The following is a 22,171-nucleotide window of genomic DNA, read 5'->3' on the forward strand; positions in this document are numbered from 1 at the left end:
TTAGCCTCGAAACAAAATTACTAGTTCGTATCAATCTCACAGATACAATTTCTAATAACCCTTTTACTGTCCTCGCGCGTTAGTTGGTATGTAATGGCGTACACCTGCTCCAGTTGCGATGCACAGTTCAAGAGCGCTGCTGGTGTGACTCAGCACGTCGCACTCCACCACAACACGTGTGCCGAGTGTGACGAGAAATTCGACGACACCGATTCACTACAAAACCACATCCACGAGAACCATTGAGCGGACGGCTCGGTACAAGAAGACTCACCGTCGGATTTTTTTCGTCAGGGCTAGTCGTCGACACGAAAAGAACTAGTGCAAACTGCCAGTCCGCAGCCACTGCAGCGTCCGTCACAGACTGGTACGTCCAATCAGGTACCGTCTTCACTCACTCGCTAATATCTTTCTGGAAGGAGAGAATTCCGTGAGTTAGTACGGGAGTGATTACAAAAACGGCGATAGGCACCAATGTCAAACCGGCGTTGGAGAAAGTGCTCAGTCGTGTTCCATCCCATCCGACGACGGAGACTGCAAGGATTCCGAACTATCGACATCAGTGAGGAGCGTCACGAGTTCAGTTTCCGTCACTGGCTGCGCGGCCGTATCTAACCCCGAGTCACGAGTGACACGGACTGCAGTCGGCGGATGAAGATTCGCTTTCTCCAACAATGCGTCGTCGTAGAATACCTCACGTGGCGTCCCTGTTCCGGCAATGTTGCCGTCGGCCATCACACAGACTCTGTCGGCGACCTCGGCAGCGAAATCGAGGTCGTGCGTCGAGACGACGACGCTGATACCGGACGCACTGATTTGCTCGATTCGATCAGCGACCAGTCGGGAACGCGCCGGGTCGAGTCCGGCGAGTGGTTCGTCGAGCACGACGACGCTCGGTTCGAGAACGAGCACGCCAGCGAGGCCGACGAGTCGCTTCTCGCCGCCGCTCAGATAGTGCGGAATCCGGTCTTCGAGGTGGCTCGCGTCGACGGTTGCGAGTGCTTCACGAGCGCGCTGTTTCGCCTCGTCACCTGGAACGCCGTAGTTCCGCAGTCCGAACATCACGTCGTCCAGGACCGTCGGTGCGACCAGTTGTGTGTCGGCGTCCTGAAAGACGAATCCGACTTCCTTCCGCGCGTGCGCCTTGTTTTCTCCAGTGATTGGCGTACCGTCGACGACTAGTTCGCCGTCGTCGGGTACCAAGGTCGCGTTCAGGTGTTCGAGGAGCGTCGACTTCCCCGCGCCGTTGCCGCCGACGAGTGCGACGACTTCGTCGGGATAGACGGTGAACTCGACGTCGTGCATGCCGACCGTCCCGTCTGGATACGTGTGTGACTCACACTGGAGGTCGACGAGCGGGGTCGCATCGCTGCTCACAGACTCACCCCGTAGACGACGAACGTTGCGTAGCCGATGACCACGGCGTACGAGCCGACGACGACGAACAGCTCGTGCATCGGCGGGCGTGGCACGTCGCCGTACAGCGTGATGTCACCGTCGTAGCCGCGGGCTTCCATGGACTTGACGAGCCGTTCGGACTGCTCGATAGCCGACAGCATCGTCATACCGAGGATTCTCGCGTACAGCCGCTTGTTCGACCAGAACTCGGAGAGGTTCGCTCCCCGAGAGAGCGCGGCTTTCACGAGGTCTTCGAGCGTTTCGAGCATGACGAACGTAAACCGATAGGTGAGCAACGCGATCTGGTCGATTGGACGCGGCAGCAACCGACCGAGCATGTACGCGACGTCGGTGTATTTCGTGGTCATCGATGCGGTCAGCGTGAACGTGACGACCGTCAGTGACCGACAGCTGAGTTCCGCAAAGAGTGCTGCGCCTTCCCACGTGACCGAGAGTTCACCGACCGGTGTCGAGAGCGCGCCGACGATTGGTGTGCCCGGTTCGAGAAAGGCCAGCGGCGTGGCGACCGAGACGATGAACAGGAGCGGGAGGGTGTACCAGCCTACGAGCCGTCGGTACGGAAGACCCGCCAGTCCGTAGACCGCGAGGACGAGGCCGTAGAGTCCTGCGAGTAGTGAGAGCCGGTCGAACACCGTGACGGCGAGGACCAGCGCACCAACGAACCCGACCTTCGTCCAGGGATTGACGCGGTGCAACGGCCCAGACCGACGTTCGGCGAACGCCGTGATGAGTCGCGGGTCCGGGACGTGGTTTGAGAGCGTCGTCACGATTACCGGGCCGGGCGTTCCCCGTCGAAGCCGCCGTATAGGTCGACGTAGACGTACAGCCCGATACCGAGCAGGGCAAGCAGGAGAACGAGCGCCCCGAATTCGAACAGCATGCCGGCCTTCCGAATGGGGCCAGCGATGACGATACCACGGCCGAAATCGACGAGCGCGCCGCCGCCCTCTTGCACGCCCTTCTGCAGCGCCTGCGCGGAGCGTTTGGCCCACGGGAGTGCACCGCCAGTGGAGGTGAAGCCCCACAGGCCAGCGGCAAGGCAGACCACGCAGAGACCGAAGAGTCCGGCGTACTGCTTCCAGCGCTGCATCAGGCCGTCACCCCGCTCGATTCCCCCCAAGTGTGACGGTCGGCGAGGCCCACGAGGTCGGGGCGAACCGACGCGAGGAACTGGACGATAAACCCATTTAGAATGCCCTCGATGACGGCGACGCCGAGGTTGAGTCCGACGAGGCCAGCGACCGCGATTGCCAGGTCACCGCGGGGCAACGCGCTTCCGTTCACACCGCTGATGACGATTATCAGGCCCATCAGGAACGCCCCCGCAGAGAGACCGAGGGTCGCGGCGCTCGCACTGGCGGGGAAGACGTCCCAGTCCATTCGGAGCAGGGTCTTGAACGCGTAGTAGGCGACGACTGCTTCCGTGGCGTTGACGAGCGTATTCGCGCCGAGCAGGCCAACCGCACCGTGCCCGAGCGCCGCCGAGAAGAGATTCACGACCAGTGCGATGAGGACTCCAAGCAACGGACCGGCGAGAATTCCCACGAGGCCAGTGAGGTTCATGTGGACGCCACCCCAGACCGGGATGTTCAACTGGAAAATCGCGAAACTCGCTGCGGCAGCGATGCCAGCGAGTGCGATTTGCTGTGTTTCGATACCACCCTTTCGGATCTTATAAACGACAGCGCCGACCAACCCGACGCCCAGAATGGTCCAGAGAATCAGTGCCCATAGTGGAAACGCCCCTTCACCGAGGTGAATATGTGCCATAGCTATGTTGCTAAATTTATTGGTGAAAATAATAATCTTGCTGTACTAGATTGAGGTAGTTGACAATATATGGTAAAAGGGCACTGCAATTTGATAAAGTGTATTCCGACTCCTGAAGACTCGTCAGTCACCCCTGCCTATTGGATGCCGATTTTTCCGGGGGGTAATTCGACGGGTAGAATCGTGTATTCGACCGATATCGACTCATCTACGCCACGAACCGTTCCGACAAATCGCAACGCGTCTTCGTACTCAGTTTCGATTACGAACGTCTCGACACAGCCTGCGTCGTCGTCGAGACAATTGTGTGCGTTCGACCGAATCGAGGCCTCGAATTGGTGGCGAACAGCCAACATCTGGCATTCGATATCCGGTGCATCGTAGCCGAAGACCGCAGTCACCGTCGCTAACACCTGTCGGCCCTCGTACTCTGTCCCTTGGTGCTCTGCAAGCAGTGATTGGCAGGCTTCGCGAATGACCTCACACAGATGCAAGGAGGAAGCCCACGGCTTTAGCCGTGGGAGGAATCCGACAATCCTCGAAACAGACCACGAGCGATAGCAGACCGGCTCCCCCACGCCAGTCGTAGAGATTATAAAATAACACTTCGTATGTGAGGTTATAGATGGAGGTCAAACGAACCATTCCGGTCAAACTATCGGTTCCAGACAACCGAGAAGACGACTTCCATCAGACCATCGACCAGTTCAACCACGCCTGCAACTACACCGTCCAGAACGGCAGGAACGACGACGGCTACCTCATCCTCAACAAGTCCACCATACACGACAAAGTGTACCACGACTTGCGAGACGAGACAGACCTGCCCGCAAACCTCTGCATTCGAGCCTACTCGAAAGCCGTCGAAGCGATGAAAAGTACCGTTGCTGACTGGAAGAAGGGAAACAGCCGACCACTCCCGCGATTCAACGAGCCGTCCGCCGTGTACGACAAGCGAACGTTGACCATCAAGGACAGGTCGGCCACCCTCTCCACCATCAACGGGAGAGTTGCCGTCGAATACGTCCTCGGGGACTACCAACGGTCCTACCTCGATGACGACGGCTACGAAAAACGGATGGGAACGCTCCACTACCGCGAAGACGAGGACGCGTTCTATCTCCACATCATCATCAAGAAAGAGGTCGAAGAACGCGACAGTGAGAAGGTATTGGGCGTAGACTTGAACTTGAAGAACGTCGCCGTGACCAGTACGGGGTCGTTCTACGATGGTGGCGAACTGTTGTGGGGTCAGAACCATTACTTCCGCGTGCGTCGTAGCCTTCAGCACAAAGGCACTCGCTCCGCCAAGCAGGTACTCCGGCGACTGTCGGGGCGAGAAAACCGCTTCGTGTTGAACCGCCTGCACACGATTTCTCGACGCATCGTGGAGGAAGCCGACGCCCACGACTGTTCGTACATCGCCGTCGAACGCTTGACCCACATCCGCGAGCGAATGGACAACTGGAACGACCAAGTGAAGCGTCAGATGCACAACTGGGCGTTCCGCGAACTCCAAGAAATGCTCGCGTACAAGGCCAGCGAATACGGGATTCGTGTCGAACAGATACCGCCCGCATTTACGAGTCAAACCTGCTCGAAGTGCGGGCATCAATCCAGCACGAATCGTGACCCGAAGACTGGCTGGTTCGAGTGTAACGAGTGTGGATACTCAGTTGACGGCGACTACAACGCCTCGAAGAATATCGGTTTGAAGTTGCTAACTTTACCAGAGGGCAAACGTCCCTCTGGGTTGGGTGACGGTCATCTCGCCCTCAAGTCTGGGACGCTGAACGGGAACGGCGATTACACCGCCTACTCCACATCGGAGGCAGACCGGGAGTCCACGGACAAGCCCACGACTTCAGTCGTGGGTCGATGACGTAGTGTTGCATGTTCGGGTAGATGGGGACGTACGCGAGCGTCAGCGAGTCGAGATTCCCACCGTTTCCACCGAGACAACCAGAGATTCCAGTCGCAGCAACAGCACCTGCGCTTGCCCGTTGGAGCAGCGTTCGTCGAGTGAATTGGAGCATCGTTATTGCTAACCCAGAGGACAATTATAATAATAAATGTGATTTGGATATTGTTGTTTAATATCTAAACGGCGCGACTGTCCTTCTCCTTACGCCCGTACTGGTGACGGCGACGGAGTACGCCGACGTCGACCCAGTACGTCCACAAATCGCCGTGATACTAGGGGCGAACATCGGGAGTCTGGCTACGCCACTCGGAAAACCCCAAGAACGCGTTCGTCCTCGCCGCAGTGAGTACCCTCGCCGGCGTCGCGACCCCGATGGGGAGTGTAGCGACACGCATCGTCCTCGAACAAGCACGGCACGCGAACGTCGAAAACTCACTCCGCCGACCGCTCAAAGTCGGGTTGCCACTCGTCGTCGTCACCTCGACTGTCGCCGTCGGCTTGCTGAATGTGTTCTGGAGAGATGGAGTATCGGAGGTGCAGCTACAGACTCCGCAAGAAGTGGCAGCTGCCAATGCCACAACCAACACAAGAGATATTTATCTAAAGCAACCTTGTTTGTTAAGACGGGTGGTGAGTCGTTGAATAGCCATGAACTGCACTAGTAGTGGTTGTAATCGACTGGTCCACGCCACGCGTCACCACGCCCGCGATAACAACCGCTCGACCAGTAACCATGCACGACACAGACGATACTCCGACCGATGCAGACCAAGTTCGCAAACACACCCCAGGCCGCGGCGTGAAGCCGGGGGCCAATCCCATCGAGCCGGACGCGCCAGACGAATTCGGGCTGGTACAGGCGTGGTGGGGCGACGGCAAGGGAAAGACGACGGCAGCCATAGGCATGGGGTTCCGTGCCGCCGGGCACGGCTACCGGGTCCACATGCTCCAGTTCATGAAGGGCGGCGCGGACAGCGTCGAAGCGGTCCGCGGTGAGTACAACGCCATCGCGGCGATGCCCGGGTTTTCCTACGAGAACCTCGGCCACTACGGCTGGCACGGGATGCGAGACGGTTCGACTGACGACTCCCACGAGGCCGAGGCCCGGGCCGGGTTCGACCGCGCGACAGCACTCGTGCAGGCAGCCGCAGACGCCGACCTGACCGAGCCACTCGCGCTTGACGGCGAGCCCGATGAGGGCATGCACTTCCTCATCCTCGACGAGGTGCTGTACGCGGCTGACCGTGGACTCGTCGACCCGGACGAACTCATCGAACTCGTCGAAGGGAAACCCGAGTACCTCGAACTCGTGCTGACTGGTAGCCACCACCGACCCGAGTATCTGCTCGACCACGCCGACCTCGTCACCAACGTTCGCAAGGAGAAACACCCCATCGACGCTGGGCAGCGGGCACGAAAAGGGACCGAGTTCTGATGACCCAGACGCTGCTCGTCGCCGGGACGGCCAGTCACGTCGGGAAGAGCACCATCGTCGCTGGACTCTGTCGGGCACTCGCCGACAGGGGAGTCGACGTGGCCCCGTTCAAAGCCCAGAACATGTCCAACAACGCCCGGGTCGCGGTGCGCCCCGACGGCGAGTGGGGCGAAATCGGCGTCTCGCAACACGTGCAAGCGCGCGCAGCACGCGTTCCCACGACGACGGACATGAACCCGGTGTTGCTCAAACCCAGAGGCGATGGCGAGTCGCAGTTGGTTATCGACGGCGAGGCGGTCGGACACTTCAGTGCAGGGAACTACTACGACGACCACTGGGAGGACGCCCGAGCGGCGGCCGAGAGTGCATACGACCGACTGGCCAGCGACCACGACGTTATCGTCGCCGAAGGGGCGGGCTCTATCGCCGAGATAAACCTCCACGACCGCGACCTCGCGAACCTCGAAACGATTCGGTTCGCCGACGCGGACGTGCTCGTCCTCGCAGACATCGAGCGTGGTGGTGCGTTCGCCGCGCTCTACGGGACGCTCGCACTGATTCCGGACGAGTTCGCGGACACCGTCGTCGGGAGTGCGCTGACGAAGTTCCGGGGCGACGCGTCGCTACTCGATTCTGGCATCGACGAAATCGAGACACGGACGGGCGTCCCCGTGGTCGGCGTCGTCCCCTACGACGACCCCGGCCTCCCAGCCGAAGACAGCGTCTCATTGCCGGCGGTGGGCGAGCGAGGCGTCATCGGCGGCGACAGCGAGGTTCCGGAAGACGAGACCGTCACGGTCGCCGTTCCACGACTCCCACGACTCTCGAACGCGACGGACCTGGAATCGCTGGCTGGTGAACCCGGTGTTCGGGTCGCGTACGAACCGCTCGACGACGACCTGGCGGACGCTGACGCGGTCGTACTGCCGGGAACGAAGAACACCGTCGACGACCTCCGCGAACTTCGACGCGCTGGGTTCGATTCGGCAATCCGGTCGTTCACCGGGCCAGTGGTCGGCCTCTGCGGCGGCTACCAGATGCTCGGTGAACGAATCGAGAACGCGGGCGTCGAGAGCACCGAATCGGTCGAGACTGTCGAGGGATTCGGTCTCCTTCCGGTGACGACGACGTTCTCTCCCGAAAAACGGGTCGAGCGAGTCGAGCAACGCCTCGACGGTGTCGGCCCACTCGCCGGTGCGACGGGCCCGGTGTCGGGGTACGAGATACACATGGGCTCGACGACGCCTACGGAACCGGTCGAAACCCCTCTCAGCGACGAGAGCGCCGCCACCGACCGCATCCTCGGGACCTACCTCCATGGATTGTTCGAGAACGAGCGTGCGAGGCGCGCGTTTCGTGACGCCGTGTTCGCCCACGCAGGCAAGCGACCGCCGACCGTGACGGACGGTTCATCGTCACCGTTCGAGCGAGCGAAAACACTCGTCAATGACAATCTGAACACGTCGTTCCTCGACGAGTACCTTCGCGTGTGAGTCCACGTGTGCTGTCCTCGATTCGTGAACCAGCGATTCGCGCCACCCCGTGACCACCGGATTACTAATTGCACACGACGGAGAACACCAGCATACAGAAACGACAATGGACGGGTCGAAACAACCGCCGACGGTCGCCCATCTCACGAGTGTCATCGAAGCTGGTGAGCGCTCGGAAGCGATCACGTGTCTCGCCGTGGTGGAGACAGCAGCCCCGAGACGCAGGAAAGAGGCAGTGCAGGCCCTCCGGAATCTCACCGACGAGCAGCCAGAAGTAGTCACGCCAGTTCTTCCAGCGCTCACCCCGTTTCTCACCGACGACGAGCGAGCGGTCCGCCTGACGACAGCGAAATTGTTCGTCGCGGTCGCCGAGTCACACCCAGAAGCGGTCACATCGCTCGCCCCGGTACTCGCGGACCGTCTGGCTGACGACGACGAGTTTTACTACGTGCGTGCCCGCGCTGCCGAAGCGTTGGGCTACGTCGCACGTGAACGACCCAGCGCGGTGGATTCTCCCGAAGTGCTTGCAGACTTCCGGGTTGGGCTGTCGTTCGACGAACCAGCGGTCAAGGTGAAACTGGCGAAGGCGTTGGAATGCGTTGCACTGGGCAACCCTCGTCGACTCAGACATCACGTTTCGACCCTCGCCGAGCACCTCGACGACGACGAGGAACTCGTTCGGTATCACCTGTGTACCGCACTTGCTGCGGTTGGGTGTGACTACCCAGACGTGCTTTCGGACGCCAGCTCAGCCCTCATTGCCAGACTGTCAGACGAGAGCGCGTCAGTCCGTGGCCGTGCCGCAGAAGTACTCGGTCTCTGGCTCCGAGCGGCGTCCGAGACGCCACCGAATGTCCGCTCGGCACTGACCGAACTAGCCACGGACGATGACGCGTTCGTCAGACACCGAGCCAGTTTCGCCCGTAATTTGCCGGTCGACGAGACCGACGCGTTTGCCGAAGTCGGGACAGTCGACGGGCTCCGCGCGACGACCGAGGACGCCGTGACCGAAATCACGTCGCCGGATGGCGATGCAGCGTGTCCACACTGCGACCTGGCACTCCCGGAAAGTGGTCCACCACTCTGTCCACGGTGTGGGGCACCGCACTGACAGAGTTCGTCCCGCCTTACTGGCCGACTCGGTGAGCAGACAGTGATGTCGCAGGATGAGCGACTGTAGCGGTAGTACTGGGACCGTTCAAGACTTTTTGGCCAGCCTAAATTTCGAAACGGTTTTATACATTTAGGCAGGCCTAAAACATATGCAAGACAGGACGAACGGCGGCAGAGAACCGACACGACGAGATTACGTGAAGTACGGCGGGGCGATACTCGGCGGGACGCTCCTCGCGGGTTGTACCGGTGAATCGGACCCAACGGGTTCGTCCACCTCGGAACCGACGCAGACGCAAAAGGCGACCGACAGCGGGTCGAGTGCGACTGATAGCGAGACGACCACCGGGGACACGCCGTACTCGGTCTCGATGGCACCCGTAGGCGAGGTCACGTTCGACGCGGTCCCGGAACGCTGGGCCGCGTATGATGGCGGCTACGCCGACATGGCTGTGGCACTCGGGAAAGGCTCCGGACTCACGGGTATCGGTGGCGCAAGTCGGTTCTACACGTACGTGTACGACGAACTGCCGGGTGTGAGCGTCGACCGTGGAACCGTGGAGGCAAATCCCGAGGTCAGGACGAAAGAACAGTTCTACGAACTCGACAACGACGTGCACCTGTACGACCCACAGATGCTCGTCAACTGGTTCGATTGGGGCCAAGACGACGTCGACGAAATCACCAACAACGTCGCGCCCTTCGTTGGGAACCTCAACTTCCGGCGGTCCGACGACTGGCACGACTACCAGTACTACACGCTCTACGAAGCGTTCGAGAAAGTCGCCGCAGTGTTCCAAGAACAGGAGCGATACGCGGCGTTCAAAGAGCTTCACGACGAGTTCATCGCCGACGTTCAGTCCAAGTTGCCCCCGGAGGAGGAACGCCCAGCGGTGTTCCTCACCTTCGAAGGAACCGACGAGCCAGAGACCTTCTCGCCGTACCGGCTGAACGACAAAGGCACGAGCAAGAAGCAGTGGCGCGACCTCGGCGTCGGCGACGCGCTCGACGGCACCGACATCGACAACCTCAGCACGACCGACCGCGGGGAACTGGACTACGAAAACCTGCTCGAAATCGACCCCGAAGTGATTCTGGTCCGCGGCCACGAGCGTGATTCCGCATCTGCGTTCCGCGAAACCGTCCTCGGCTACATGCAGGACCACCCTGTCGGCAGCGAGCTATCGGCCGTCAAAAACGGACGGGTGTACCGCGGTGGCTACCTCTATCAGGGACCGATTCACAACCTGTTCCTGACGGAACGAGCCGCGAAGCAACTGTTCCCCGACATCTTCGGCGACGTGACGGGCGACGACGAACTGTTCGACCGACAACGAGTCGCCGACATCGTCACCGGGGACTTCTAAGCCAGTCGGCGAGTCGTCCGTGGGCCGATTTCGACGATAAACTACCCTCACTCGCCCCCTCCAGTGACGATACAGCGAAAGCCGACGTGGTTCGTCGACGTGTCGACCGGTTCGGGATAGCGGGCCGCCGGCCGGTATCTGCGGCAGTAGTTCGGGGCACACAGATGCGAGCCACCCTTCAGCACTTTTCGCGGAACCTGTGCTGCGTCGCGCGGGTCGACGCTACCAGCCTTGGTCCCACCCCGCGGGTTCTTCGGGGCACAGCACGGACTCGTCGCCTCGTCGGGGTGTCGCGGCTGGAACCAGTCGTCCGTCCACTCCCAGACGTTGCCGATAGTGTCGTACAGCCCGTACCCGTTCGCCGGGAACGAACCGACGGGCGAGGTGCCCACGTACTCATCTTCGGCCAAATTCTCCCACGGGAACAACCCTTGCCACGTGTTCGCCATGTGGTTCCCGTCGGGCGTGAACTCGTCACCCCACGCGTACGTGGCACCGTCGAGGCCACCCCGCGACGCCCGCTCGTGCTGGACTTCGGTCGGCAACCGTTTGCCAGCCCATCGCGCGTATCGCTGGGCGTCTTTGAAGGTGACGTGGACGACTGGATGGTCCAGCCGGTCCGTGATGTCGCTCTCGGGACCCTCGGGGTGTCGCCAGCAGGCACCGGGGACGTACTGCCACCACTGGCTGGGGTCCTGTAAGGGAACTGGCTCCGAAGGTGGTGTGAACACCGCCGACCCAGCCACCAGCAACTCCGGGTCCGCCTCGGGATAGTCCGCCGAGTCTGGGTCTCGTTCTGCGACCGTGACGTAGTCAGTCTCGTCGACGAACGTCTGGAACTGGGCGTTCGTGACTGGCGTCGCGTCCATCCAGAACCCCTCGACGCGGACGTCGTGCGCCGGTGCCTCTTCTGGATAATGGTCGTTCGACCCCATAGTGAACCGCCCACCAGGAACCCAGTTCATCCCCTCGGCGGGTGGCTGTCCGGGCGGCGCGTTCTCGACACGCATACTGTGTATAGTCCATCAATCGATTTACGCCCGAGCCATGATTTCCCCGTCGTCGTCTCCGTCCTCTCCTCGGTTGCGAATGGCCCGCTTTCGGCGTCTCCAGTGACGCCGTCTCATCGACGGTGCGTTCGAGCGAGAACCCATGCCGCGATGTGGTCCGCAGAAGACTTATCACGCAATTGGGAAACAACATCGGTATGCATTGGTCCCGGCGGCAGGTCTTGGCGAGCGTACTCGGAGGTGGGACACTGGTCCTTTCCGGGTGCAACACCGGCGCAACCCAAGACGACGAAAACACGCCATCCACGGCTGCTTCTCCCACCGACTCGACGACCACCGATACCGTCGAAACGACGAGTCCGGACTGGCACGTGCGGCCCGACACCGAACCAACCGCAGTCGAAACGGGTAGCTGCCAGAACGAGGAGTTCAAACGGATGAACTCCTGGGTAGACGACTCCGTCGCTTGGGGCGACGTTTCCGTGGATGGAACGCCGGTGTTCGCCCTCCGCGTCGAGTCTCTCAGTCACGGGTTCGGCGACACAGTCCGCATCGAACTCCGAAACGTCTCCGACGAGACGCGCGACATCGGGAACAAGCACAAATCGAACCTCTCACTGTTCACCGAAGACGGGTGGCGGGAGGTGCGGGGATTTTCGACGGGGACGGTACAACCAATCACCGATGGGGCACACCCCATCGAACCGGGTGAGCCCGTCGAGTGGGTGTTCCCGTTCTCGGCGGCAGGAATCGTCGAGATGAGCTATCCGTCGCATCGAGACGACCTGACTGTCTGTCCAGCACTTCGTCAGGGGCGGTATCGGTTTGCAACTGGTGCGACCCCCACGGGTGTCGCTGTCGGGTTCGACGTGACGGAGTGAATACACGGCGTCCGAGTATCACCCACCACCCTGTCTGCGTTTCTCACGGCACCACCAGACCTTTGTGTTCAGTCAGCGACGTCTCTCACGAAGCGTCCTATGACTCACCGGTACACGTGTCGTCCGGTGTTCGATCCGTGCTCGCCGCCGGCCGCGAAGCGGGCCCGATAGCTGCAGCATTCGGGTTCGTTTCGCTACGTTCTGTAGCCGCACTTCATCTAACGAAGACACACGTCCATGCCGACATCCACTGGGCCGTCGACACGCAGACACGGCTCACCTGACCACGTATCGCCGCTCGATTACCAGACGCATCGCTTGCGGTCGCACTCGCCCCTGCGACCCGAAACACTCGACCTGACCGACGGTGGTGGTCGTCGATGACCACCGCTGAAGCAACCACCGATGGTCCATCGCTGTGGCGCAATCGGGACTTTCGGCGCTACTTCGCCGGGCAGTTCGTGACGAACGCCGGGGACAGTCTCTACACCGTCGCCGTGCTGTGGCTCGTCTTCGAACTCAGCGGGTCCACGGTCCTCACAGGCATCGCGAACTCGCTGCTGTTGCTCCCGTGGCTCTTGCAGATACTCGCCGGGCCGGTCGTCGACCGGCTCCCACTCAAGCCGGTCCTCGTCGGGTCGCAGGTCCTACAGGGCGTCGTGGTCCTGGTCCTGCCACTCGCCGCCGCGATGGACCACCTGACCGTCGGTGTCTTGCTCGCGGTCGTCCCCTTCCTGACGATGGCGACACTGTTGATGGCCCCGATGCAGGCGACGCTCGTCCCACGTATCGTCCCCGAGCAGCGGCTGTCGAAGGCGAACTCCGCACTCGCGAGCGTGACGCTCGGCCTCGACATGGTGTTCGACGCGCTCGGCGGCGTGTTCATCGCCGTCTTCGGCGCGACGACGCTGTTCCTGTTCGACTCGGTCACGTTCGCTATCGCCGGTCTGCTGTTCGCAGGTATCGCGGTCAACTCGACCGACCACGCGGCGACAGCCGACGAGATCCCAACCAGTGCAACGGCCGACGACGAGTCGATACTCGGCTCGTACGTCGATGACCTTCGGGAAGGCATCGACATTCTCAGAGGAACCGTCTTCGTCGAACTCGTGCTCACTACGGCGGTCGCCAACTTCGCCATCGGCGTCACGCTCGCGATTCTTCCGGCGTTCGCCGACGGTATCGGTGGGGCCGCAGTGTACGGCCTGTTGCTCGGTGCCCTCGGTATCGGCCGGCTCGTCGGGTCGCTCCTCGGCCCCTATTTCGAACAAGTTCCGTACGGTCGGGTCAAGCTGGTCGGCCACTCGATCGGGGCGGTCTGCTGGATCGCCGCGGTGTACGCTCCGTCGGCGGCACTGACCATCGTCCTGTTTGGCCTTTCGTGGGTGCCCGCCGGTATTAGCGGCGTCCTCTCGTCGACACTGAACCAGACCGTCTTCCCGACCGACCTCCTCGGTCGCGTGTCGACGATCAAAGGCACCGCCTCCGGAGCGACGCTTCCCCTCGGCTCGCTCATCGGCGGTGTCATCGCCGCCGTGCTGGGGACGACCACGACGATGGGGCTGGCCGCGTTCGGCTTCGGGTTCACCGGCCTCTACGTTCTCCTGCGCCCGCGACTCCGACGACTGCCCCCAGTCGCCGACGCTGACCCGGAAGCGTTCGACGTGCAGTCGCCACGACGCGACGACGAGTAGACACTCGACGGGGTCATCAACCCATTTTTCGTAAGGCTACACGGAGGTGCACCTGCCATCGCTTCGGAAGTCGAGTTCAGCACCCTCTTCTCGTCGTACGGTTTAGAGCCAGAGATGACCACAATCGTTGCCGTCCGCCACGGTGAGACGACGTGGAACCGCGAGCGTCGGATGCAGGGATGGGCACCGACGCCACTCACGGATGTTGGGTGCGAGCAGGCCACCACCCTCGGCGGGGCGCTCGACACACGATACGACATCGACCGCATCTACTCCTCCGACCTCCACCGGACTGAGGAAACGACCGAACTGCTCCTCGACCACGTCGACGCACCAGTCACCTACGAATCTGCGTGGCGCGAGCACGACATCGGTATCTACCAAGGGCTGCCCGCCGACGAGATGTTCGAGCGCTTCCCCGAGTATGGGGTCTGGGAAGTCGGTGCGGAAGCAGCCTACAGAGAACCGGAAAGTGGGGAAACGCTCGCGTCAGTCCGTGAACGTGTCGTCGACCGTTGGGAGCGACTGCTGGTCGACTGTGAACCGTCCGAAACAGTCCTCGTCGTCTCCCACGGGAATCCGATTCGGTTCCTGCTCGGCCACGTGAAGGGGCTCGAACTCACGGCGGCGTTGGAGCAGTCGCAAGGGAACTGCGCTATCAACGAGTTCCAGTACGACCCCGACGCGGAGACGACGAAAGTCGTCTGCGAGAACGAGACCGACTACTCCTGAGTCGATACGTGTTACCTCTCGGACAAAACTAAAACCCCGTGCCGCGTAGGTCGCGTATGGAGGAACATCGACGCGACGAACTCCTCGACCAGTTACGGCGGTCGAGTGCTCGCGTGGGAGGTTCGATGCCGGAATCGGTCGTCCTGAACGACGAAACGGTCCCACTCCAGCAGTTCTACTTCGAGGTTTCCGGTAGGGACCAACTGTCCCCTACGGAGAGCGAGCGTGTCGAAGAAGTACTACGATTCTTGCGGCGTGAACGACTGCGACTGGTCCAACTCGTCGAGAACGACGAGGTCGACTACGAGACTGGCACCGAACTGGTCACGACGGTCGCGAACCTCGAACGAGCCATCAACGCGTTCGAGTCACTCGAAGGGTCGAGCATCGGGGAAGAACTACGGCAGAAGAAAATCCAGTCGGCCAGAGAATTGGTCGACATGATGCGGTCGTTCGGCGTCTGAGGACGAACCTTCAGCGCGTCGGACCTACACGAGCTGATACTTCGGCGGCGACCACTGGTCATGGAGAGTCAACACAGCCAAGCAGTGTTACCCATCAGTATAACTGGATAGTCTGAATCGGTGGGGTGGGTGGTGTGACTGTTCTGTCCCACTCTTCAGCGCAGCCCAGCTCGCAGCCCCACTGCACAGAATGGCTGTAGAGATACCCCGAATATTACACTGAGTAGTGTAACCGTTCAATGTAACTCACTGGTATGTCTCGAAGGTAATACCACAGAGCACGCCCCCGCACCAACATTAGTTCTGGATACCCGAATAGTATTACTACTCAGCCAAACTTTTCAGTATAACCAACAGACAGCGAGCGGATTTGTCGAAAGTGAGACCGCGAATATAGAGAGTTTCATCCCAGTCATTCAGAAATTCATACCGTTCTAGGCTCGCAGTCTCGCCTGACCGACTGCCCAGTTACCCTGTAGTGACTCACCAGTCAGCGTCACCCAACAGTCAGCCACACCGACTGTCGAGAGAGTATAGCCAGACCACCGAGCCAGAGCCACCAACCAGCAACACTGTTCAGTAACACTGGCCAGCTACACTTACCAGTAACACTGAGCAACAAACATGCACAGACAACATGACTGTCTGGGCAGGATTTATTACGCGACACACTGAACGGCCAGTCATGATTACGTTCACGACGTACTCGGAAGCGGGTGGGGTCGGCAAGACGACACTCGCAGCCAACCTGGCTGTCGCGCTCGCGCGACAGGACCTCGACGTGCTCTGCATCGACCTCGACCCACAGGAGGGAAGTTTGAGCTACGTCTTCGACGTCGACGACGACCGCGACGACGGGAGCGCAGACAATCTGGTACGTCACATCATCGGCCGGCCGAAGGGGGACTTCGACGACCTCGTCAGAGAGACCGAACACGGCATCGACGTGGTTCCGGGCCACAACATGCTCGAGAATCTCACGGCGAATTTGATGCGAGCGGCCGAGATGGAAGAGGACATGCACCCCGACTCGGACTACGAGTGGCCCAAGCACGAACAGCTCCACCGAGTCCTCGCGGAGAACGACGTACCGAGCCAATACGACGTCATCATCTGTGACCCGCAGGCGACCGCGGGGGACGCACTGTACAACGCAATCTACGCGACGCGGTCCATCCTGCTCCCGGTCGAACTCTCTGGAAAGGGAGCACTGAGCATCAATGGTTTGGAAGACCTCGTCGACGGCCTCGAACGTGGCGTCGGTATCAACGTCGGTGTCCTCGGTGTCGTGCCGGTCGGGTTCAAGCGCACGAACACGCAGCAAAATCACCTCGAAGAACTCGAAGAGTCGACGTTCGAGATACCGGCCGTCCTCAAAGAACGCGCCAGCCTCATGCAGAACATGTGGGATTACCAAGCGTCTGCGTACACGGTCCTCGAAGACCACCGTGAGCCGAACGGGGACTACGAGCTCGACACGCTGGAGAAGTTCGACGGGCTTGCCGACCACATCCGCCGCCAGTTCGGGGTGATCGAAGCATGAAGACCGGCGCAGGCGACGACCCGTTCGCGGACCCATTTGAAGAGGAACCCGAAGAGGAACCGGATGGAGAAGCAGAACCAGAGCCTACAACTGAACTCGACGAGGCCGATTCCTCCGGCAGCGACGAGTCGACCGACGACGAGTCCGTGGAGAACGATGTGCCCGTCGAGACGACGAGTGACGAATCGGCAGTGGCCGAATCCGACGAGGGAACGAGCGATGATTCGCTGTCTCCGCAGGACATCCCGTGGGTGCTTCGCCGAGGTGCGGTCAAGGAAGACCGCGACAACGTCCACCAGTTCTTCCTGCGCGACGAGTACTCCGAGCGGGAGGACGAACTCCGGAGCGAAATCGCCGACCACCTCGACATGCGGACCAAAGACGTGAAGAAACTCGACCTCCGCGAGGCGATGGTCGCAACCGCCGACCCCGAAGCCATCGCGGCGGAACTCGAGTCGTGGGGCTACGAATACCTGAAGTGAAACCACGGGCAGTAAACTGTATTTCGCGATATCGTTTGCTTCCCCAGCATCGAACCTCGGTGTTCGTTCACAGCGTCGAGAGCGACATCTCGGAGTAGCACGCTGACCCCTGCTCTTTTTCTAACCGAGCAGAGAACCGTCATGCATGTCGAACATCACCGTCCTGCTGCTCGGCGAGAACAGTATTCACGACTTCGACGAGAAGGCCCCACACATCGAGCGAGCACTCGGCGACGATGCCGAGGTGACGGTCTCGACGGACATTTCGGCGCTCGAATCGCTCGCCGAGTACGATGTGGTCGTCGACTATCTGACCGACAGCAGGCTCTCGTCCGCAGCAGTAGACGGATTGCGGTCGTTCGTCGCCGACGGCGGTGGCTACCTGCCGATTCACTGTGCCGCCGACCTCACCAGCTACATCGACGACGACGGCGAGTTCACCAGCCGCGAGACGCCACATCCCGAACTTCGGGAACTCGTCGGTGGGCACTTCGTCTCTCACCCCGAGATATCGACGTTCACCGTCACCATGACCGATTCGACACACCCCGTAGTCGACGCTCTCGACGACTTCGACGTTCTCGACGAACCGTATCAGGTCGACGTGGACGAAGACCGGGTTCGCGTCCTCGCACGTATGGACCACCCCGACCTCGACGAGCACTATCCGGTTGTCTGGGTACACGAGTACGGTAACGGGCGCATCTGCTACAGTTCGCTCGGACACACCGACGAAGCACTGGACCACGAGAGCCACCACGAACTCCTGACGAACGCGGTGCGGTGGGTAGCAGGCGCGTAGGGGGCCACAGCAGCCGTTCAGGAGTCAGTCCACGAACGACGGTGAAACCGGCTCGGGGCGGTCGAGCGTCGAATCGAGTTCGACGTGCTCACCCGACTCCGACGCCGCCCGAATGCCGGACAGTATCTCCAATACGTGGCAGGCGAGACGGCCGTTCGCGCGGTGGTCTCCGTCGTTCCGAATCGCACGCGCCATGTCCGCGACGCCGAGTCCACGACCAACCGCGTGGTCGTGCGTCGGTTCGACGGTCTCGGTCTCCTCGCCGTCACGCTGAATCGCGACACGGCCGGTGAACTGGTTTGGGTCTGGCAGTTGTAGCGTGCCCCCCGTCCCGTAGATTTCGAAGGCTGGAGTTGGGAACGTCGACCGGCCAGCCCCGTCGAAACTCGTCGTCAGGGTCGCCGTCGCGCCGCGTTCGAAGTCGACGATGCCGGTCTCGTGCGTCGGCACCTCGACGGGAATCGTCTCGCCGTGGCGCGGTTCACTCGTAATCGTCCGTTCGGTCGTCGTTTGCGAGACGGACCCAGTGACTCTGCTCGCTGGTCCGAGGAGTGAGACGAGCGCAGTCACGTAGTAGGGCCCCATATCGAACAGCGGGCCGCCGCCCTCGCGGTAGAAGAGGTCGGGGTTCGCGTGCCAGGACTCGTGACCGCCGGAGACCCAGACCGCCGTGGCACCGACGGGTTCACCGATGTGACCGTCATCGATGACCGACCGGCAGGTCTGCAACCCAGTCCCGAGGAAGGTGTCTGGTGCACCGCCGAGTCGAAGACCGGCCGCCTCGGCTTGGTCACGAATCGAGACTGCCTCGTCGTGACTCACTGCGAGCGGTTTCTCGACGTAGACGTGTTTGCCGGCGTCGAGAATCTGTTTGCACGTTCCGGCGTGGACCGCTGGCGGCGTGAGGTTGACGACGAGTTCCACGTCGTCGGTGGCGAGGAGTTCGTCCGGTTCGTAGCCGGTGAGCCCGTACTCGTCGGCGGTCGCGGTCGTACGCTCGGGGTCGAGGTCGGCGCATGCCACGATGTTGTAGCTGTCGAACTGCACCGCGTTTTCGATGTAGGCGGCGCTTATCGTCCCGCAGCCGAGCACGCCGACGGTGAGCGGTTGCATACCACTCCGGGCACAGGCCACCGGCTAAGTCCTTCTGTTCGGTGCAGTGTCTGCGGGTGCTCGAGAAGAGGGAGGCGACGATGCAGCGTCGGAGCCAGTGTCACCGAATATCGCTACTGAGGCGACCGTTCGAAGACGGGAACGGGCCGCCCGTCGGCCGTCATGACGTCGACGAGGGAAACCGAATCTCCGATAGAGACGACCGGTCCTCGAATTCGGGCTGTACACCGAGCTTCCTCGCCGAGCGAGACGACTGCGACCTGATACGGCCCGTCGTGTCCCGGCGGGGGGACTGCGATGGTCGTCTCCGTGTACACGACGCCGTCTTGTGGCAGTTCGACCACCGACAGCGAGCGCGACCGACAGCGGGAACACGCAGCCATCGCCGCCGCCGTCTCGTGCCCACAGTCCTCGCATCGCTGTCCCAGAATCGTCTCGTCTCGGAGCGCCTGTTGCCGGTCTTTTTCGGTCAACGTCCCATCTAGGGGCTTCGGCGACGGCGTCATCGTGCCGCCTCCACGACCGTCACGACGGTCGTCGCAGCGTCGCCACCGAGGTTGTGTGCGACGCCACACGTCGCATCGGCGACTTGCCGGTCGCCAGCGTCACCCCGGAGCTGCTCCGCGAGTTCGACCAACTGAGCGGTCCCAGTCGCGCCGATTGGATGACCCTTCGCCTTGAGACCACCACTAGGGTTGACCGGCACATCGCCACCGAGTCGAGTGCGCCCTGCTGCCGCAGCCGGCCCGCCGTCGCCGTCTTCGAACAGGCCGATGGCTTCCGTCGCCATCACCTCGGCCCCCGTGAAGCAGTCGTGGACTTCGGCGAAGTCGATGTCTAACGGGTCGATTTCGGCCTGTTCGTACGCCGCTGCGGCGGCGTCTCTAGCGGACTGTGTCGTCGAGGGGTGAACCTTCTCTGCGAGCGGGACGAGGTCGGTGGCGTGGCCCACGCCCGTCACGTCGACGTGTGTCCCGTTGAAGCTCTCGGCGTGTTCGTCGCTGACCACGACGAGTGCCGACGCACCGTCGGAGAACGGACAGCAGTCCATGAGTCTGAACGGATCTGCGATGACTGGACTCTCCAGAACGTCTGCGACGGTAACGTCGTCCCCGAAATGTGCCCGCGGGTTGAGACTCCCGTGATAGTGGTTCTTCACCGCGACGGCGGCGAGTTGTTCTTCGGTCGTCCCGTGTTCGTACATGTGACGCTTCGTGAGGAGCGCGAACACGCCCGGGAACGTGAGTCCAGTCGGTTGCTCTGCCTCACGGTGTGACGCACTGGCGAATATCTCGGTCATATCCGCGGTCCCGAGTCCCGTCTTCGGTGTACACCGCTCGACGCCGCCGACGAGGACCACGTCGTGGAGTCCGGCCTCGACCGCCTGAACGGCGTTTTTGAACGCGTTCGACGATGTCGCACAAGCGTCTTCGAAGCGCTGGCACGGAACCCCGGCGAGGCCGAGATGCGACGCCAGTTTGGGTGCCAGATGCGTGTCGTTCTCCGTCATCCCGCCCATGGCGTTCCCGAAGTAGAACGCGTCGACCTCACCCGTCGAGACGCCGGCGTCGTCCAATGCGGGAAACGCCGCCTCCGTGAACAACTCGGCGAGTGTCCGGTCGTGGACGCCGAACGTAGTCATGCCAGTACCGACGATGCTTGCTCGTGCCATCTATACCCAATCGAAGAGAAGTATCGTGATAAACCTGTGTCTCCACGCAATCCGCGGGTGTGACTACGTCTATGCTGGTATGTCCGGACCGCCCTGGTTGGCCCACTGTTCGTGTTGTTCGTGTGGCTCGTACCGGGCGAGACCTGTTTCTGCGAACAGTTCGGCAAGCGTGTCGTAGGTGCGCTGATAGCCGACGCCGGCGGCCAGTTCCGTCGGGCCGACCGGGAACCCGGCTCCGAGGACGAGTCCCTCGTCCACCGTCTCTGGCGGAGCGACGTCAGCCGCGACCAGCTTCGCCGTCTCGTTGATTGCCACGGCCACCAGTCGGTCGCGAACGACGGTCCGGCCCTCGTCGACCGGAATCGACGCACCGCCGTCCTCCCAGTCGTAGAAGCCGCGGCCGGACTTTTTGCCGAAGTCGGCATCCTCGACTCGTGCCGTGAACTGCGGACAGGAACGATAGCCGTCGCCGAGTGTCGCCGCCATGTAGTCGAGCACGTCGACGATGACGTCGATACCGATCTGGTCGAGCAGCTCGAAACAGCCCATCGGTAGTTCGAGGTCGTGCTTTGCGGTGCTGTCGACCTCGGCGACGCTCGCGGCGTCCATCTCGACCAGCCAGCCCGCTTCGTTCAACAGCGGGACCAGCACCCGGTTGACGACGAATCCCGGTTCGTCTCTGTGCACTCGAATCGGGGTCTTCTCGAACGAGTCGACGAGTGCTGTAGCGCGGGCGAGCGTCTCTTCACTGGTCTGCTCTCCGGCGACGACTTCGACAAGCGGCATCCTGACTGGCGGGTTGAAGAAGTGCATCCCACAGAAGTCTGCAGGGCGGTCGGTCGCCGCGGCAAGTTCCGTTATCGAGAGCGTCGACGTGTTCGTTGCGAACAATGCGTCTGCGGGGGCGTGGTCGACCACCTCGGCGAACACCTGTTTCTTCAGGTCGAGTCGCTCGGGGACGGCCTCGATGACGACATCCACGCCGTCGAGTGCCGTGCCGAGGTCGACGATGGGTTCGATACGTTCGAGAGTCGCAGTCGCTTCGTCGTCGGTCAGGCGACCGCTCTCGGCGAGTTTCTCGACACTCCACGTGAGTCGGTCGTAGCCCCGACCGACCGTCTCCTCGTCGATGTCTCTGAGACGGACTTCGTAGCCCGCTAGTGCGGCGACTTCGGCGATGCCGTGGCCCATGCTGCCGGCACCGAGGACCGCGATACTAGTCACATCTGGTGGCGATGCACTCATCGTGGGACCCCT

General features: G+C 61.6%; 22 protein-coding genes and 1 pseudogene. 13 read left to right on the forward strand and 10 right to left on the reverse strand.

The window, feature by feature from the left end:
- The first annotated feature begins 93 nt into the window (after positions 1-93).
- The gene (locus ACSC1P_RS19205; protein WP_435361815.1) at positions 94-246 is read left to right on the forward strand and encodes a C2H2-type zinc finger protein; all 153 of its coding nucleotides are present in this window, start codon (positions 94-96) and stop codon (positions 244-246) included.
- 255 nt (positions 247-501) lie between these two features.
- Here ACSC1P_RS19205 and ACSC1P_RS19210 read toward each other — a convergent pair whose 3' ends face one another.
- The 5 genes and pseudogenes from ACSC1P_RS19210 to ACSC1P_RS19230 all read right to left on the reverse strand — a co-directional run.
- On the reverse strand, positions 502-1,305 hold the full coding sequence (locus tag ACSC1P_RS19210) for an energy-coupling factor ABC transporter ATP-binding protein (RefSeq protein WP_435361941.1): 804 nt from the start codon (positions 1,303-1,305) through the stop codon (positions 502-504).
- 68 nt (positions 1,306-1,373) lie between these two features.
- Entirely contained in the window at positions 1,374-2,186 is an 813-nt protein-coding gene (gene cbiQ, locus ACSC1P_RS19215) for a cobalt ECF transporter T component CbiQ (protein WP_435361816.1), read from the reverse strand.
- A 2-nt stretch (positions 2,187-2,188) separates the two neighbouring features.
- On the reverse strand, positions 2,189-2,509 hold the full coding sequence (locus ACSC1P_RS19220) for a cobalamin transport operon protein (RefSeq protein WP_435361817.1): 321 nt from the start codon (positions 2,507-2,509) through the stop codon (positions 2,189-2,191).
- Positions 2,509-3,189 carry an energy-coupling factor ABC transporter permease gene (locus ACSC1P_RS19225; RefSeq protein ID WP_435361818.1) on the reverse strand — a complete coding sequence of 227 codons (681 nt, stop codon included), beginning with the start codon at positions 3,187-3,189 and terminating at the stop codon, positions 2,509-2,511. The genes ACSC1P_RS19220 and ACSC1P_RS19225 overlap by 1 nt, the downstream gene beginning before the upstream one ends.
- Positions 3,190-3,326: 137 nt before the next feature.
- A pseudogene (locus ACSC1P_RS19230) lies at positions 3,327-3,671 on the reverse strand (CopG family ribbon-helix-helix protein); the annotation flags it as partial.
- Between the two features lie 143 nt (positions 3,672-3,814).
- Between ACSC1P_RS19230 and ACSC1P_RS19235 the strand changes: the two are divergent.
- The 5 genes from ACSC1P_RS19235 (at position 3,815) to ACSC1P_RS19255 (ending at position 10,521) form a co-directional block, all read left to right on the forward strand.
- Positions 3,815-5,071 (forward strand): RNA-guided endonuclease InsQ/TnpB family protein, encoded by a 1,257-nt coding sequence (locus tag ACSC1P_RS19235; protein ID WP_435361819.1) that lies wholly within the window; start codon positions 3,815-3,817, stop codon positions 5,069-5,071.
- A 775-nt stretch (positions 5,072-5,846) separates the two neighbouring features.
- Positions 5,847-6,548, forward strand: a complete 702-nt coding sequence (locus tag ACSC1P_RS19240) for a cob(I)yrinic acid a,c-diamide adenosyltransferase (protein WP_435361820.1) — start codon at positions 5,847-5,849, stop codon at positions 6,546-6,548.
- The gene (locus ACSC1P_RS19245) at positions 6,548-8,041 is read left to right on the forward strand and encodes a cobyric acid synthase (RefSeq protein ID WP_435361821.1); all 1,494 of its coding nucleotides are present in this window, start codon (positions 6,548-6,550) and stop codon (positions 8,039-8,041) included. Before ACSC1P_RS19240 ends, ACSC1P_RS19245 begins: the two co-directional genes overlap by 1 nt.
- Before the next feature lie 106 nt (positions 8,042-8,147).
- Positions 8,148-9,152, forward strand: coding sequence for a sister chromatid cohesion protein PDS5 (locus ACSC1P_RS19250; RefSeq protein ID WP_435361822.1), 1,005 nt, complete (start codon positions 8,148-8,150; stop codon positions 9,150-9,152).
- 151 nt (positions 9,153-9,303) lie between these two features.
- Positions 9,304-10,521 (forward strand): ABC transporter substrate-binding protein, encoded by a 1,218-nt coding sequence (locus ACSC1P_RS19255; RefSeq protein ID WP_435361823.1) that lies wholly within the window; start codon positions 9,304-9,306, stop codon positions 10,519-10,521.
- A gap of 47 nt (positions 10,522-10,568) precedes the next feature.
- On the opposite strand, the gene ACSC1P_RS19260 is transcribed toward ACSC1P_RS19255, so the two are convergent.
- Positions 10,569-11,531 (reverse strand): formylglycine-generating enzyme family protein, encoded by a 963-nt coding sequence (locus ACSC1P_RS19260; protein WP_435361824.1) that lies wholly within the window; start codon positions 11,529-11,531, stop codon positions 10,569-10,571.
- A 197-nt stretch (positions 11,532-11,728) separates the two neighbouring features.
- On the opposite strand from ACSC1P_RS19260, the gene ACSC1P_RS19265 reads away from it, so the two are divergent.
- The 7 genes from ACSC1P_RS19265 (at position 11,729) to ACSC1P_RS19295 (ending at position 18,129) form a co-directional block, all read left to right on the forward strand.
- Positions 11,729-12,412 (forward strand): hypothetical protein, encoded by a 684-nt coding sequence (locus ACSC1P_RS19265; RefSeq protein WP_435361825.1) that lies wholly within the window; start codon positions 11,729-11,731, stop codon positions 12,410-12,412.
- A gap of 380 nt (positions 12,413-12,792) precedes the next feature.
- Positions 12,793-14,106, forward strand: a complete 1,314-nt coding sequence (locus ACSC1P_RS19270; RefSeq protein WP_435361826.1) for an MFS transporter — start codon at positions 12,793-12,795, stop codon at positions 14,104-14,106.
- A gap of 114 nt (positions 14,107-14,220) precedes the next feature.
- On the forward strand, positions 14,221-14,838 hold the full coding sequence (locus ACSC1P_RS19275) for a histidine phosphatase family protein (protein ID WP_435361827.1): 618 nt from the start codon (positions 14,221-14,223) through the stop codon (positions 14,836-14,838).
- Between the two features lie 56 nt (positions 14,839-14,894).
- Complete coding sequence (locus ACSC1P_RS19280) at positions 14,895-15,302, forward strand: DUF5788 family protein (RefSeq protein WP_435361828.1); 408 nt, start codon at positions 14,895-14,897, stop codon at positions 15,300-15,302.
- A 685-nt stretch (positions 15,303-15,987) separates the two neighbouring features.
- On the forward strand, positions 15,988-16,845 hold the full coding sequence (locus tag ACSC1P_RS19285; RefSeq protein WP_435361829.1) for a ParA family protein: 858 nt from the start codon (positions 15,988-15,990) through the stop codon (positions 16,843-16,845).
- Positions 16,842-17,327 (forward strand): DUF7970 domain-containing protein, encoded by a 486-nt coding sequence (locus ACSC1P_RS19290; RefSeq protein WP_435361830.1) that lies wholly within the window; start codon positions 16,842-16,844, stop codon positions 17,325-17,327. The genes ACSC1P_RS19285 and ACSC1P_RS19290 overlap by 4 nt, the downstream gene beginning before the upstream one ends.
- Before the next feature lie 145 nt (positions 17,328-17,472).
- Positions 17,473-18,129 (forward strand): ThuA domain-containing protein, encoded by a 657-nt coding sequence (locus tag ACSC1P_RS19295; protein ID WP_435361831.1) that lies wholly within the window; start codon positions 17,473-17,475, stop codon positions 18,127-18,129.
- A gap of 24 nt (positions 18,130-18,153) precedes the next feature.
- Here ACSC1P_RS19295 and ACSC1P_RS19300 read toward each other — a convergent pair whose 3' ends face one another.
- The 4 genes from ACSC1P_RS19300 to ACSC1P_RS19315 all read right to left on the reverse strand — a co-directional run bounded on the left by ACSC1P_RS19300 (position 18,154) and on the right by ACSC1P_RS19315 (position 22,159).
- Positions 18,154-19,242 (reverse strand): Gfo/Idh/MocA family protein, encoded by a 1,089-nt coding sequence (locus ACSC1P_RS19300; RefSeq protein ID WP_435361832.1) that lies wholly within the window; start codon positions 19,240-19,242, stop codon positions 18,154-18,156.
- A gap of 113 nt (positions 19,243-19,355) precedes the next feature.
- Positions 19,356-19,748, reverse strand: coding sequence for a Zn-ribbon domain-containing OB-fold protein (locus tag ACSC1P_RS19305; protein ID WP_435361833.1), 393 nt, complete (start codon positions 19,746-19,748; stop codon positions 19,356-19,358).
- A complete protein-coding gene (locus ACSC1P_RS19310) occupies positions 19,745-20,914 on the reverse strand; it encodes a thiolase domain-containing protein (RefSeq protein WP_435361834.1) in 1,170 nt (389 codons plus the stop codon). The genes ACSC1P_RS19305 and ACSC1P_RS19310 overlap by 4 nt, the downstream gene beginning before the upstream one ends.
- Positions 20,915-20,983: 69 nt before the next feature.
- Positions 20,984-22,159 carry a 3-hydroxyacyl-CoA dehydrogenase gene (locus tag ACSC1P_RS19315; RefSeq protein WP_435361835.1) on the reverse strand — a complete coding sequence of 392 codons (1,176 nt, stop codon included), beginning with the start codon at positions 22,157-22,159 and terminating at the stop codon, positions 20,984-20,986.
- Positions 22,160-22,171 lie beyond the last annotated feature (12 nt).

It is taken from the genome of Haloarchaeobius caseinilyticus, from assembly GCF_051207395.1.
In the GTDB taxonomy this organism is placed as follows: Archaea; Halobacteriota; Halobacteria; order Halobacteriales; family Natrialbaceae; genus Haloarchaeobius.